This window comes from Rhodococcus sp. 27YEA15, from assembly GCF_049739425.1.
Classification (GTDB): Bacteria; Actinomycetota; Actinomycetes; order Mycobacteriales; family Mycobacteriaceae; genus Rhodococcus_F.
The window spans coordinates 816,193-829,221 of the sequence record NZ_JBMHHW010000001.1 but is presented as its reverse complement, the minus strand read 5'-3'; the positions used below and the strand labels follow the sequence as shown (position 1 = coordinate 829,221).

Annotated in this window: 14 protein-coding genes and 1 pseudogene; 4 read left to right on the top strand and 11 right to left on the bottom strand. The window is 61.6% G+C overall.

The features are described 5' to 3' along the window. Positions 1–23 precede the first annotated feature (23 nt). Together ABH922_RS03900 and ABH922_RS03895 are read left to right on the top strand one after the other, a co-directional pair. Positions 24–1,664 carry a peptide chain release factor 3 gene (locus ABH922_RS03900; protein ID WP_424809557.1) on the top strand — a complete coding sequence of 547 codons (1,641 nt, stop codon included), beginning with the start codon at positions 24–26 and terminating at the stop codon, positions 1,662–1,664. A 342-nt stretch (positions 1,665–2,006) separates the two neighbouring features. After that, a complete protein-coding gene (locus tag ABH922_RS03895) occupies positions 2,007–2,315 on the top strand; it encodes a hypothetical protein (RefSeq protein WP_424805675.1) in 309 nt (102 codons plus the stop codon). 1 nt (position 2,316) lies between these two features. Here ABH922_RS03895 and ABH922_RS03890 read toward each other — a convergent pair whose 3' ends face one another. The 6 genes from ABH922_RS03890 to ABH922_RS03865 form a co-directional block, all read right to left on the bottom strand. Further along, entirely contained in the window at positions 2,317–2,988 is a 672-nt protein-coding gene (locus ABH922_RS03890; protein WP_424805674.1) for a pyridoxine/pyridoxamine 5'-phosphate oxidase, read from the bottom strand. 85 nt (positions 2,989–3,073) lie between these two features. Further along, the gene (locus tag ABH922_RS03885; protein ID WP_424805673.1) at positions 3,074–3,562 is read right to left on the bottom strand and encodes a nuclear transport factor 2 family protein; all 489 of its coding nucleotides are present in this window, start codon (positions 3,560–3,562) and stop codon (positions 3,074–3,076) included. A gap of 290 nt (positions 3,563–3,852) precedes the next feature. After that, the gene (locus tag ABH922_RS03880; protein WP_424809556.1) at positions 3,853–4,152 is read right to left on the bottom strand and encodes a response regulator; all 300 of its coding nucleotides are present in this window, start codon (positions 4,150–4,152) and stop codon (positions 3,853–3,855) included. 256 nt (positions 4,153–4,408) lie between these two features. Further along, a complete protein-coding gene (locus tag ABH922_RS03875; protein WP_424805672.1) occupies positions 4,409–5,875 on the bottom strand; it encodes a DHA2 family efflux MFS transporter permease subunit in 1,467 nt (488 codons plus the stop codon). 248 nt (positions 5,876–6,123) lie between these two features. Next, positions 6,124–6,783: an alpha/beta hydrolase gene (locus tag ABH922_RS03870; RefSeq protein ID WP_424805671.1), complete on the bottom strand. Its 660-nt coding sequence runs from the start codon at positions 6,781–6,783 to the stop codon at positions 6,124–6,126. 271 nt (positions 6,784–7,054) lie between these two features. Beyond that, positions 7,055–7,261, bottom strand: a complete 207-nt coding sequence (locus tag ABH922_RS03865) for a cytochrome P450 (protein ID WP_424809555.1) — start codon at positions 7,259–7,261, stop codon at positions 7,055–7,057. A 353-nt stretch (positions 7,262–7,614) separates the two neighbouring features. Between ABH922_RS03865 and ABH922_RS03860 the strand changes: the two genes are divergently transcribed. Continuing rightward, positions 7,615–8,214, top strand: coding sequence for a TetR/AcrR family transcriptional regulator (locus ABH922_RS03860; RefSeq protein ID WP_424805670.1), 600 nt, complete (start codon positions 7,615–7,617; stop codon positions 8,212–8,214). A gap of 122 nt (positions 8,215–8,336) precedes the next feature. Beyond that, positions 8,337–8,459, top strand: a pseudogene (locus ABH922_RS03855) (DoxX family protein); the annotation flags it as partial. Between the two features lie 119 nt (positions 8,460–8,578). Here ABH922_RS03855 and ABH922_RS03850 read toward each other — a convergent pair. The 5 genes from ABH922_RS03850 to ABH922_RS03830 all read right to left on the bottom strand — a co-directional run bounded on the left by ABH922_RS03850 (position 8,579) and on the right by ABH922_RS03830 (position 13,019). Then, positions 8,579–8,791: a hypothetical protein gene (locus ABH922_RS03850; RefSeq protein WP_424805669.1), complete on the bottom strand. Its 213-nt coding sequence runs from the start codon at positions 8,789–8,791 to the stop codon at positions 8,579–8,581. 253 nt (positions 8,792–9,044) lie between these two features. After that, on the bottom strand, positions 9,045–10,082 hold the full coding sequence (locus ABH922_RS03845; RefSeq protein ID WP_424805668.1) for an ABC transporter substrate-binding protein: 1,038 nt from the start codon (positions 10,080–10,082) through the stop codon (positions 9,045–9,047). Next, a complete protein-coding gene (locus tag ABH922_RS03840; protein WP_424805667.1) occupies positions 10,079–10,921 on the bottom strand; it encodes an ABC transporter ATP-binding protein in 843 nt (280 codons plus the stop codon). The genes ABH922_RS03845 and ABH922_RS03840 overlap by 4 nt, the downstream gene beginning before the upstream one ends. A 17-nt stretch (positions 10,922–10,938) precedes the next feature. After that, the gene (gene fepG, locus ABH922_RS03835; RefSeq protein WP_424805666.1) at positions 10,939–11,988 is read right to left on the bottom strand and encodes an iron-enterobactin ABC transporter permease; all 1,050 of its coding nucleotides are present in this window, start codon (positions 11,986–11,988) and stop codon (positions 10,939–10,941) included. Then, on the bottom strand, positions 11,985–13,019 hold the full coding sequence (locus ABH922_RS03830; protein WP_424809554.1) for a Fe(3+)-siderophore ABC transporter permease: 1,035 nt from the start codon (positions 13,017–13,019) through the stop codon (positions 11,985–11,987). Before ABH922_RS03830 ends, fepG begins: the two co-directional genes overlap by 4 nt. Between the last annotated feature and the right edge of the window lie 10 nt (positions 13,020–13,029).

The following is a 13,029-nucleotide window of genomic DNA, read 5'->3' as shown; positions in this document are numbered from 1 at the left end:
CCGTCCAGTCCGACACGGCGGTCATCGATCCGGTGTCGGTCGCCGCTACACCGAAGGGTGTGGCAGCCGAGGCCGACCGTCGGCGTACGTTCGCAGTCATCTCGCACCCCGACGCGGGTAAGTCCACTCTCACCGAGGCGCTCGCACTGCACGCGAAGAAGATTTCCGAGGCCGGCGCCGTACACGGTAAAGCCGGGCGCAAGTCGACGGTCTCGGACTGGATGGAAATGGAGAAGGCACGCGGCATTTCCGTCAGTTCCACGGCTTTGCAGTTCAACTACCACTCGTCCGAGACGCCCGACGAGACGATCAACGTGATCAACCTCGTCGACACCCCCGGTCACTCCGACTTCTCCGAGGACACCTACCGCGTCCTGACGGCTGTCGACGCGGCGGTGATGCTCATCGACGCGGCCAAGGGCCTCGAGCCGCAGACCCTGAAGCTGTTCCAGGTGTGCCGCCACCGCGGAATCCCGGTGATCACGGTGATCAACAAGTGGGACCGACCTGGCCAGACGCCGCTCGAACTTCTCGACGAGATCAGCGAACGTATCGGGCTGACCCCCACGCCCCTGTACTGGCCCGTCGGCATCGCCGGCGATTTCCGCGGCCTGCTCCGACGCGGCGAGGACGGTGCAGCGCGCGAGTACATCCGCTTCACCCGCACAGCAGGCGGCGCGAAGATCGCCCCCGAAGAGGTCATGGACGCCGATTCGGCCCTGGCCAAGGAGGGCTCCGAATGGGAGACCGCAGCGGAGGAGAGCGAACTGCTCTCGGCCACCGGCCAGGATCACGATCAGGAGATGTTCCTCGCCGGTCAGACGTCACCGGTGATCTTCGCATCCGCGATGCTCAACTTCGGGGTGCGCCAAATCCTCGACACCCTGGTCGAATTGGCGCCGGCGCCGCGTGGCCGCGACGACCTGGGCGGTAAGGCTCGGGAGGTCACCGATCCGTTCAGCGCCGTGGTGTTCAAGGTGCAGGCCGGAATGGACACTGCCCACCGTGACCGCCTCGCGTTCATGCGGATCGTCTCCGGCGTTTTCGAGCGCGGCATGGTGGTCACGCACGCTCAGACCGGAAAGCCGTTCACCACCAAATACGCCCAGACTGTTTTCGGCCGGGAGCGGTCCACCGTCGAATCCGCGTTCCCCGGCGACGTCGTCGGTCTCGTCAACGCCACCGCGCTGGCTCCCGGCCACACCCTGTACACCGAGAAGAAGGTGGAGTTCCCTCCGATCCCGTCCTTTGCACCGGAACACTTCTCGATCCTGCGGGCCGAGAGCGCCGGCAAGTACAAGCAGTTTCGCCGCGCCGTCGATCAGTTGGATTCCGAAGGCGTGGTGCAGATTCTGCGCAACGACATCCGCGGCGACGCCTCACCGGTGATGGCGGCCGTCGGCCCTATGCAGTTCGAGGTGGTGGCCGCCCGGATGAAGGCCGAGTTCAACGTCGAAGCCAAGATGGAGCCGCTCGGTTACGCGCTCGCTCGCCGTACCGATGCCGAGTCCGAGGTCGAACTGAATCGGCAGCGCGGCGTCGAGGTGTTCACCCGATCCGACGGGGTTCTCCTGGCTCTGGTCAGTGACAAATGGCGCCTGCAGTACATCCAGAAAGAACTCCCCGAGCTCACTCTCGAACCGCTCGTCGCCGCCGCGGACTGATCGGGACGTCAGTCGGCCTTCCCCCGCTATCGGTGTGATCTGAAACCAACTACTGGTATGTTTGCCTCGATTGAGCAAACCAGTGGTCTGTTTACGGGCATCAGGAGCGAAACGATGGAAAACGCAACTTCGCACGGCGCAGCTGGAACCAACGGGACCAGCAGCGGATTCACGACGGGGTCGAGTACCGGAGGCTCCAGCTCCACCTCGCTTCGTACGGGTGGCAGCACTACAACGACGGACGGTGGACCGAGCTCGAACGTGCCCAAGCCGTCGGACTCGTTCACTTTTCCGCCGCCAGCCCGCAGTTCGGCCGCACACAGCAGTGGAGAGGACATTTCAATGCCCACACCGACTCGTGAGTCGTCCAGAAATCTCGAGACCCGCAGCCACACCGTCGTTCGTCGCGACGCAATGGGTGTAGCCGCGGTACGGGTGGCCGGGCGACTCACCCATACCGAGTTGATCGGCAATCATGCCACCGCGTCGAGTACACATTCGTCCGATCCGACCACGGATCTGGACGAGCTCCTCACAATGCTCGGCAGCTACCTTCTGTCTTCCGGATTCGAGCACCCCGAGATCCATGCCAAGCTCGGTGGTCAGTCGATCGTGGTCAACCTGGTGTCGCCGGAGATCAGCGCCAGTTGAATCACGGCCAGAGGACGGACGTCGTCCACAACCCCTCTGGATCACGCCGATACAACCACCGTTGATGCCGGCGACCGGAGTCAGCCTGCCAGAACTCCACCGACTCCGGCTCGAGGCACCACGCCCGCCAGTCCGAAGACATGTGGTCAGGATCGCCCTCGAACATTTCGATGGCTGAACTGACTGCGGCGTCGTATTCGGATGGATCGGTGAGTATTCGACTTTGTTCGCTGGCAGTCGCCACTGCCCGCGCAGTGACGGAGCGTTCGAGAAAATCCCGGCTGCGCACCGACTCGTCACCCTCGGAGACGGTCCCGCGCACCCGGACCTGTTGGCCGGTTTCACGCCAGTAGAACGCCAGAGCGGCTCGCGGAGAGGCTTGGAGTTCGACGCCTTTCGGTGACCGAGCCGATCCCGAAAACCAGAATCCGGCGGTATCGACATCTTTCAGGATCAGATACCGGGAATCGGGTAGACCGGCGTCGTCGACGGTCGACAGGGCACACACGTGGGGTTCGACGACTGCGTCGTCGACGGCTCGGGCAAGCCAATCCAGAAACAGCTCGGCCGGTGTCGCGGGAAAGGTGGCGGGCGCAGGAGGTGGGGTGCCCGTCAGCGTGGGGAGCGCCCTGATCCAGCGCCGTGTGTCGTGTATCCGGTTCGTCTCAGCCATGCTTCGACTCTAATCCCATGTCATGTCGAGACCGGATGTCATGTCGAGACCGGATGCCGTGTCGAAACCTGCCAACTCGCTTACGTCAGGACGCGTTACGTATCACCGAATTCTGGGCCGCAACCGCCCACGGATTCGAAGTCAGCTGGAAGCTGGGGATGTCCGACAACGCGACCGCGGACTCCCAGAGACGCTCGTAACCGGTATGTGCGATTCTCCATCGACCGTCACTGCAGAGCACGTACCGGTCGTGGTAGAACGCCGAACCTCGGAGCATCATCCCGTCCTCCGGGATCACGACTGTGTCCGACAAGCGCCAGGTTCCGGTGGCGGTGGCACCGTTCACCTCGATTTCCGGTTGACCGCACTGATGCTCGGAAATGACGTGCGAGCCCAGGGTGTTCTCGAGAAACGAGACGAAGGAATCGCGGGAGTCGAAACTGAGTTGCTCGCCGTAGATCGCCGTGGCGTCCTCGGTGAGGGTATCGGCGAACTCGACCCACGACTTGCTGTCCAATGCACGCGTGTACCGATGTTTGAGCTGTTCGATACGGATAATCGCTTCGAGATCCATCGTGCTCGCCTCTCGGTGGTACAGCACAGACCCGCTGGTGTGGCTACAGGATAGCCCTAAGCGTCGTCAAATGCGCATTATGTGCAAACCACATATATACAGTCATTGAGACAATCGCTGCTCCAGTCCGTCCGACATGATGCCGATCTTGACAGCGTCAGGTGGTCGAGCGGAATAGAAGAGATGGCGCGGGTATGCCGGTACGGCATACCCGCACAGCGCGGTGCGGGGTCGAGATGCTGCTTCGGCCTCGCACCGCCGTCGTCACTGGGCTTGGTAGACAACCCATTTCACGCCGTCGATGGTGATGGTCCGCAGTCCACAACGCTATCGGGAGGTCGGGCCCACTCATGGGTGACTCTACGCATTATCGCTTCAAGTCGCGCGATGAGCTCACGGCGGCCGTATGGATTCGTAGTGTAGTAGTCGGCGCCGGCCTGTAGCGCCAACACGCAATCCACTTCTGTGTCACGCGATGTGACAACGACAACAGGAGTGTCACAAGAAGATCGAATTACCCGACAGACCTCTGGACCGTCGAGGTCAGGAAGGTCCAGATCCAGAACTACAAGGTCCGGATCGTGATGAATGTCGACCCAACGGTATCAACCATTTCTTCACATTCGCGCCGAACACCGAGATCGCTCGGCAGCGTGTCGGAGCGCCAGCCCTGATCCACAATCGCCGAAGCAATCTTCGACCTTGGGCTGCCAGAGTTGTTTCTCGGACGAATGTGATCAGTCGGTGAACCAGTTCTGCCCAAGGCGGCAATCTCGCACGAAGCCTGACCCAGGTCGGGCGCTGAGTGCAGGATGTCGACGCTGTATATCTCCAGCCGCCGCAACGCTACTTCACGGCGTCGACTGGTTGTTTTGTTGCAGCGGGGCTCGACGTCTTCGCGCGCGGCAGCAGCAAGGCCACGACAACCGGCAGCACAGTAAATGCGATAGTCCACCAAAATGCTGTTCCGAATGCCTGCGCAGTGCCGAGATCAGTGTGCGGTGCGCTCGCGGTGGCGCGAGCAAGGATCACTGCTACGACTGTAGTTCCGAACGGGGCGCCAATACGCTGAACAATATTGAATGCCGTGGTACCCCGCGCAAGTTGATCCTTTGGAAGGCCGATCATGGCAACAGCGTTGAGAGAGGGCGTACTAGCTCCGATGCCGACGCCGCGGACGAAGAGCGCGACAATCAATAGCCATGTCATATCGCGCAGCTCGGGGAACACGAAGGGCAGGGTTCCGATCGCCATCAGCATGAAGCCCGCGATGACTTTCGTACGGGCAGATATTTTCTTGGTCAGCTTTTTGCCCCCGACGATTAGTGCTGCCGCGCCGAGACCTTGGGGAACGAGGAACAAGCCTGCCTCTACGATCGAGGAACCATGGACGGCCTGAAAGTACAAGGGCAGCAGAAGCATGCCGGCGAACATCGTGAACCCGGATAAGACGCTGAGTCCGTTGGCCACGCTGAAACCGCGGTCCGAGTAGAGGCGGACGTCAATGAGGGCTCTGGCGCCGTCGTGTAGCGACCAGCCGATAAATCCGAGGATTCCGACGACACCGAGCGCAAGCGGTATCCAAACATTGGCAGGCCCGAGGCCGTGGTCGGCGGTGATGTTGCTCAGTGCGTATACCAGGGCGGCCAGTGACGGCGCGAGTAGCACGAGACCTACCACATCGAGCGACCTTTTCTGTGTTGCCCGGTCCCGGGGCGGGAGTATGAGTTGAGCCAAAATTAGCCCCACTACACAGAAGGGGATATTCACGAGGAAAAGCCATCTCCAGGTGGCGCCTTGCACCAGCACGCCGCCGATCACAGGCCCTAGGATGGGCCCGACCTGTACGAGCAGTGAAAAGCTTCCCATGGCTGTCATTAGCCTGGCTGGTCCGGCAACCTGCGTCATGAGAGTCATGAGCACGGGGATGATAAGGCCGGCGCCGAGGCCCTGGACAATTCGGAACACAATGAGAGAATTAAGATTCCATGCCAGTCCGCAGGCAATTGAACCGGCAAGGAAGGTCGAAAGAGCGATCATCCAGGTGGTGCGACCACCGAGTCGATCGATCATCCACCCCGACAGCGGAACGATTGCGGCCATCGCCAGCAGAAAACCTGTGATCACCCATTGGGTGTGAGTAAGGCTTGCCCCGAACACCTGCGACAGGTGGTCCACAGCGACGTTGACGATCGTCGAGTCGAGGATGCTGGCGATTGCACCGATTCCTAGAGCCAGGATTGTCAGATTGAGGCTTCGACTACTTGCTTCTTGCGGTGCACTGGGTGCGGCTGTCTGAACGGTCGAGCCCATCAGTGGCCTCCTTCATTCTCGAGTGCGGCATCACCAACGATATCCGTAGTGACTACAATATTGCAATAACTACAGAATTTCTTGAGGAGCTGCCTGCCTTGCCGCACTCCGATCCTCGAATCGGACTGACAAGGGTTCGACCGGTGAGGTAGTGCACAGAATTTCGGCCCCGCAGCCAGACAAGCTAGGCCCGACCCCACAAGGGTCGGATTGCCGCTCTTGAAGCGCGGGCCTGATGTCGGGTTTGGTCAGGCTGCAGCGCATTCATCAGCGAAGACCAGCTCCTTGAGGTGATAAGCACGGGCGGGCCGCCCTAGGCTGATGTCATGGCCGGCGTGGCGATGGTGCTCGATTTGCACACGAGGAGAACCAACGAGCAACTCACGTATCTCGCCGATTGCTCTCTCGTCGTGCTGCCACCATCCCTCATACTCGGCGAAGGTCATCCGAACTGGAATACTAAGCCGCGCAGCGACATCGGGCATTCTTGTCGCCCAGATCGCAGTCTCGTTCAGTTCGCGTGCAGGCGCGAGAGTGACGATTTCCTTGGACGTCGTGAAGGTGTGGGGTGGGTACAGGCGAAGCGGCCCCCAGTTACGTTGTGGCGAGATCGCGGAGTATCCCGAATCGGCGAACCGGTAGCCGCACCCCGATATCTCGATTCCCAACAAGTTCGGGACCAACTGACGCGCACCCATCACCATCGCGATTTTGCCGCCGAAGGAATGCGCGGCGAGCACTATCCCCCGGCCTTTCGACCGGGACGACAAAAAGTGTTGTACGCCATCCCATATGACATCAGCCTGTTCATCGACAAGTAGTCCCTCGCTGAATTGGATGGCCGACGCTCCGTAGCCTGGGCGGTCGACGCAGAGGACGTTGTAACCCAACTGGACGGCGAGTGCCACTAACGACTGCCCTGGCAACAAGCGTCCGTGGAATTATCGCGCGGTCATCCCCGCCCCGTGAAGCGCGACGATAGTTGCGCGGGGCGGACCGATCGGAGCAACGAACAAAGCGGAAAGTACGCCGGCACTGGTCTGCAGGTGTACACGCTCAACCTCCGCCTCAGATGATGCAACAACAATTTTCTCAGGGCCTGGGGATAGCGGCATGCCAGTAGCTGGGTCGGTAATTGTCATCGCGGATCGCCCGCTTGGCACCAGATGACCGGTCGACTCACTTCTTCCGAACGCCAGCGGATTTGACCGACTTCGGCGGGTGGACTGCCGTCCGATTGATATTCATGTTCTCAGGATTCTCGAATGCTGCGGGGTCCCGATTTGCGGAAAATGTTGATGCAATTACAGCTTCACCCTTCTTAACGAGAACATCTCCGACCTGAACATCGGCGGCGGCTAGACGATGCGCACCAAAGTCAGGAATCGTGCAAGCTCGAGCGGGTTATCAAATAGAGCCGACACTGCTTACGTGCGCTCGTACACAAGAAAAGAATCACATATCAGCATCACAAGTATCTACACGAGATGCGAAAATCTGTCCCGACGTGAAGCTAACCGTGACTGGTTCGCCTCACAACAGTGCAAAGTGCATGTCTAGATTTCCTGACAGAATGCTGTAAGTCCGAGACCCGGGGCCTTCCGATTACGGGGCTACCGCAGGCGCATGCGACCCCCCTCCCTCAAACCAGAGTAGTTACAAAAAACGAGTCACTGTTTTAAAGATTACGCTGTATACTTGCAGTCGACTATCGTATGACGACTGGAGGAGTGTGCTTGATGACGGGGCTGCGCGAGAAGAAGAAGGCTCAGACTCGCAAACGCCTTGCCGACGCGGCGCTTTCACTGTTCTGTGAGCGTGGGTTCGACAACGTCACGGTCGCAGAGGTCGCGAGTTCAGTGGACGCTGCTGTCAGCACGCTGTTCTCTTATTTTCCCAGCAAGGAGTCTCTGGTCTTCGACGAGGACGACAGCTACGAGCAGGCGTTGGTTACGGCCGTTCGGGAACGTGACCAAAACGCGTCAATTCTTGACGCGCTCGAGGGCTTCTTCCTCGCGGTACCCCACCGCGGCAGCGACGAGACCGCCGCGGCTCTTGTCGGTCTGGTGAACTCCACTCCATCACTCCTGGACTACGCATCGAGGATGCAACGGCGGTGGGAAGCGTCTCTCGCCGCAGCCCTTGCCGACGCCGCCGGACTACCACAGGGCGATATTTTGGCAACAGTCTTGGCCCGGTACGTGCTCGACGCTGACTTCGTCGTCACATACGGATCGGAACCACGATCGACGTTAACGAAGATATTCACCCGACTGCGAGAAGGTTGGTCGGATTTCGGAACACCCCCCGAAGCATCGGCCATCCGCGTCGCTACTTAGCGCAATTCCTAGGGCACTTGTTTTCACATCCGGCGTACTCTTCAGTGCGGATTTTGCGAACAATCTTGTAGGATAGACTTTTTCGATCATGTGGTTGCTCTTCTGCGAGTCGGTAGAGTCACATCGCCGAGTACGTCCACGCGAAATTCGTGCACGCCAACTCCGCGCAAGTCCGCGTACCACCGTCATGGCTCCCGATGCTGGGTACAGCCAAGCTCGCAGGTTGTCTCGGGCTGTCAGGCGGTGGGGTTGCTCGCTGTCAGGGCAGCGATTATCGCCACCATTCGAGCGCGACGGATCAGGTCACTGGCCGAGGACGATGCGCGGAGCCGCGCTTGTGCACTCGATCCCGCTGGAGCGGAGCTCATGCCCGCTGGTTTTTCCGACGCTGATCCCCGCGGCGCCGAACAACACCGAGAGGGGTCCGAGCAGACGAAACCGGCGGAGCCACCGACAGCAACACCAACGTCGCGACTCCCGTCACCGAGACAACCGTGACGACGGCAAAGACCAGCACGCGCCCCACTCGGCTTCGGCCCACGAGTTCGCCGTTGAGGAGTGCCGGCCGCGTACGCACCGGCAACCGCGATTCCGCCGAGAAAGACCCCGACCGGCAGCGCGATCAGCACGACGATGGGAATCGCAGCGAGACCACCGTCCAGTACACCGAACAGCACTACGATCACGAAGATCTGAGCGCACACGACCGGCCACAAGTTTGCGCTTGTCGTTCAACGAAACTCAGTCACCCCCACGACACTACCGGTGTCTGAGCTGCGACCGGCGGTGACTTGTCGGGAAATCTCGGCAGGTCACCGCCTCCCGAGCACCTATGCCGCAGTGAACTTCTCGGCAGCCTCGACCAGGACATCGAGGAAGATCGAGGCGGTCAGCGCGAAGCCCTGGTTGTACCGAGCGTCGACCGTGACCACGTTGCCTGCCTGGACTGCAGGTAGACGCTGCCAGGTCGGCTGCGCGCCGACGATGCCGACCACCTCCGGCCGGCCCGCCTGCGCGATGATCACATCGGCGGATGCCAACTGATCGAGCTGTTCGAAACCGAGCTCGAAACCGTTGTCCGCGTTGGTATCGTCGCGGAACGGAACCGTCAGGCCCGCGTCGAGGCAGACGCTGAGCGGCAAGCTCCGCTGGTGAACGAGGAACCCGCTGTCCGAGAGAACGCCGAACACGACGTTCTTCCCGCCCAGAGCGGCGGCCAGAGTCGGGCGCAGACCGTTCAGCTTGGTCTCGTACTCGCTGATCATCGCCTCGGCGGCCGACTTACGGTCGAGCTGGTTCGCCTGTTCGAGTAGCGCGCCACGCCAGTCGACTGCGCTGCTCGGGGTGCTCTGCTTGTCGTCGCCCACCACCAACAGTGGGGCGATGGTTGCCAACCTGTCGTTGCCGTACCAGTCGCTGAGATACCCGACCTCCGTCATCACGATCAGGTCAGGATCGAGCACCAACAGATTCTCGAAATTGATGGTGTAGTCACCGATGTTGTTCACTGCGGTGGCCGATTCGATGGTCCGGCCCGGGAACTGCGCCCCGATCTTCGCATCCGGGAACCAGGAATTGCCCGACCCGACGACGGGATAGTCCATCATCATCGCGAACTCGAGGTCTACCCGGCCGTCGAGAACCACGACTCGCTTCGGGTCACGTGGCACGTCTGCACTGAACTCGCCCCAGGTGTACGGCAACCTCTCATTGCCCGAAGCCGAACTGCCGTCGGATGTTCCACACGCGGTGAGAGCCACCGCGGTAGCGACTCCCGCTACCCCACTGAAGAACTGGCGGCGGGTGATGGACGCGACCAACTCGTCCCAGTGGGCCTGTGGAACGCTCGTATCCACAATCAGGGTCACGCGGTCACTCCTTCGTTTCGCCGCTCGCGTTCACGCCCCAGGGGGATCACGAGCGGGGTATGGGAAACCGGATCGTCGATGATGCGGCACGCCATGCCGAACACCTCGTGAACCAGTTCTTCGGTGATGATCTCCGCCGGCGGGCCCTCGGCCACCACAGCGCCGTCCTTCATGGCGATGATGTGGGTTCCGTAGCGGCACGCATGATTGAGATCATGCAGAACGGCGACCAGGGTGTGGCCGTCGTTCTCGTTGAGATCGCGGCACAGTTCGAGCAATTCGATCTGGTGCGCGATGTCGAGAAACGTGGTGGGCTCGTCGAGGAGAACCAGCGGAGTCTGCTGCGCCAGAACCATGGCCACCCAGACACGCTGGCGCTGCCCGCCCGACAGCTCGTCGACCGGGCGGGCCGAGAGTTCGGTGACCTTGGTGGCCGCCATCGCCGTGATCACCGCGGCCTCGTCCTCCCGTGACCATTGCCGAATAAGCTTCTGATGTGGGTAGCGGCCCCGCGCGACCAGATCGGCGACCTTGATGCCGTCCGGAGCGATCGACGTCTGCGGCAGCAGTCCGAGACGGCGCGCCACTTCTTTGGCCGGATACGACGTGATCGCCTTGCCGTCGAGCAACACCTGGCCGGTACTGGGCTTGAGCAACCGCGACAACGCCCGCAGCAGCGTCGACTTCCCGCAGGCGTTGGGCCCGACGATGACGGTGAAGCCGCCGTCCGGGATCTCGACGTTCAGATTTTTCGAGATGACACTCTTGTCGTACCCGATCGTGACGTTCTCGGCCCGTAGCCGACTGGTACCAACGGATTTCACGTCCGTCTCGCTCACGGCGTCCCTCGTTTCTGTCACTGCTTGCGGGCCTCACGTGCGAGAAGCCAGACGAAATAAATGCCACCGATCGACACCGTGACGATGCCCACCGGCAACTGGGTAGGCGCGAAAGCGCGCTGCGCCACCCAATCACTGATCATCAGCAACGCCCCACCCATCGCCGCCGACGGCAACAGGCTCACCCCGGCGCTGCCGGTCAGGCGCCGCACCAGTTGCGGGGCGGCGAGGGAGACGAAGCCGATGGGGCCGGCGGCCGCTGTCACGATGGCCGTCAGCGCCACACCGAGAACAACCAGCGACAACCGCGTGGGTTCCGCTCGGACGCCGAGGGCTTTGGCGGCGTCGTCGCCCATTTCGAGCATCTGCATACGCCGACCCAAAACGAGGATCACCGGAATCAGAATGGCCAGCACGATCACCACCGGCCACAATTGGGTCCAGCCGAGGCCGTTGAGTGACCCGGCTCCCCACACTGCAGCTGCCATGGCGTCGGCGAGTTTCGCCTTGAGGATCATCCAGGTATTGACCGAACCCAGCATCGCGCTGATCGCGATACCGACGATGATCAACCGGAAGCCCTGGACACCGCGCTTGTACGCCAGCAGGTACACGACGGCGGCGGTCGCGATACCGCCGACTAGAGCTCCCACCGCAACCTCGTAGTACGTGCCGCCGATCAGCAGAATGACGATGAGCGCTCCGGTGTACGCACCGGAGTTGAAGCCGATGATATCGGGGCTGCCCAATGGATTGCGGGTCAGCGACTGGAAGATCGCGCCGCTCATCCCGAGCGCGGCACCGAGGATCAACGCCAGCAGCACGCGCGGCAGTCGCCACTCGACCACCACCATGTGGATACGCGCCGGTGCCTCACCGAACAGCGCACCGACGACGTCTCGAATCGGTACCTGGTAGTCGCCACTGGCGAGCGCGATCACACCGATAGCCAGTGCGAGGGCCGTCAGAACCAGACAGACGGTGATCGTGCGCACGTCGACGCGAGCCGACCAGCCCTCTTTGCGTGAGCGCACCACCGCAGTGGGACGCCCGAAGTCGATACTCACAGGCCACTCACCTTGCTCCGTCGCACCAACAGAATCAGAACCGGAGCTCCGATGAAGGCGGTGACGATGCCTACCTGAAGTTCACCCGGACGCAGGACGATCCGGCCGACCACGTCGGAAGCGAGTAGCAGGATCGGGGCACACACCAAGGTGTACGGGAGGATCCAGCGTTGGTCGGGACCGACGAACCACCGGGCGACGTGCGGCACCATGAGGCCGACGAATCCAATAGGGCCTGCGGCTGCGGTGGCCGCACCACAGAGGAGTGTCACCGCGATCACACCGAGAATGCGGGTACGGGTGATGTTGGCGCCGAGTGAGCGAGCCAAGTCGTCACCGAGCGCCACCGCGTTGAGTTGGCGGGCCAGGGCGAGCGCGAGGAACAGCCCGATCAGGATGAACGGCGAGACCGCCAGGACGATCTCCATCGACCGTCCACTGAGCGAACCGGCGTTCCACTGACGCATCTGATCGAAAGCCGTCGGATTGAGAAGGGTGATACCGGAGGAGATTCCGCCGAGCACCGAACCTATCGCGACACCCGCGAGTGTCAGTCGGATCGGCGTCGCTCCCCCGCGCCCGATCGACCCCAACGCGTAGACGATCGCCGTGGTGATCACCGCTCCGAGGAAGGCGAACCAGATGTACGACCAGATGCTCGTCAATCCGAACACCGCCACCGCGACGACCATCGCGAAGCCGGCACCAGCGTTGACACCCAGAATTCCCGGGTCGGCCAGCGGGTTTCGGGTCATGGCCTGAATCAGGGCACCGGCAACGCCGAGAGCCATACCGACCATGAGGCCGAGAACTGTTCGGGGCAGCCGCAAGTCACGAATGATCACGTGATCGTTGGAATCGTCGAAATGCAGTAGAGCATCCACGACGGTACCGAACGGAATCGTCTTGGAACCGATCGCGATGCTGACGATCAGGACGACACCCAGGATTCCCAGGCATACTGCCAAGCCGACGGCCCGCCGAGAGTTGCTCGAGACCAACCCGTCCGGCTGCTCGAGCTTCTTCTGCATCGACTGGTCG

What these genes read in the sequence shown, in the direction of transcription:
- ABH922_RS03895 (WP_424805675.1), top strand. Translation starts at nt 2,007, where the DNA reads ATGCCCACACCGACTCGTGAGTCGTCCAGAAATCTCGAGACCCGCAGC.
- ABH922_RS03890 (WP_424805674.1), bottom strand. Translation starts at nt 2,988, where the DNA reads ATGGCTGAGACGAACCGGATACACGACACACGGCGCTGGATCAGGGCG.
- ABH922_RS03885 (WP_424805673.1), bottom strand. Translation starts at nt 3,562, where the DNA reads ATGGATCTCGAAGCGATTATCCGTATCGAACAGCTCAAACATCGGTAC.
- ABH922_RS03875 (WP_424805672.1), bottom strand. Translation starts at nt 5,875, where the DNA reads ATGGGCTCGACCGTTCAGACAGCCGCACCCAGTGCACCGCAAGAAGCA.
- ABH922_RS03860 (WP_424805670.1), top strand. Translation starts at nt 7,615, where the DNA reads ATGACGGGGCTGCGCGAGAAGAAGAAGGCTCAGACTCGCAAACGCCTT.
- ABH922_RS03830 (WP_424809554.1), bottom strand. Translation starts at nt 13,019, where the DNA reads ATGCAGAAGAAGCTCGAGCAGCCGGACGGGTTGGTCTCGAGCAACTCT.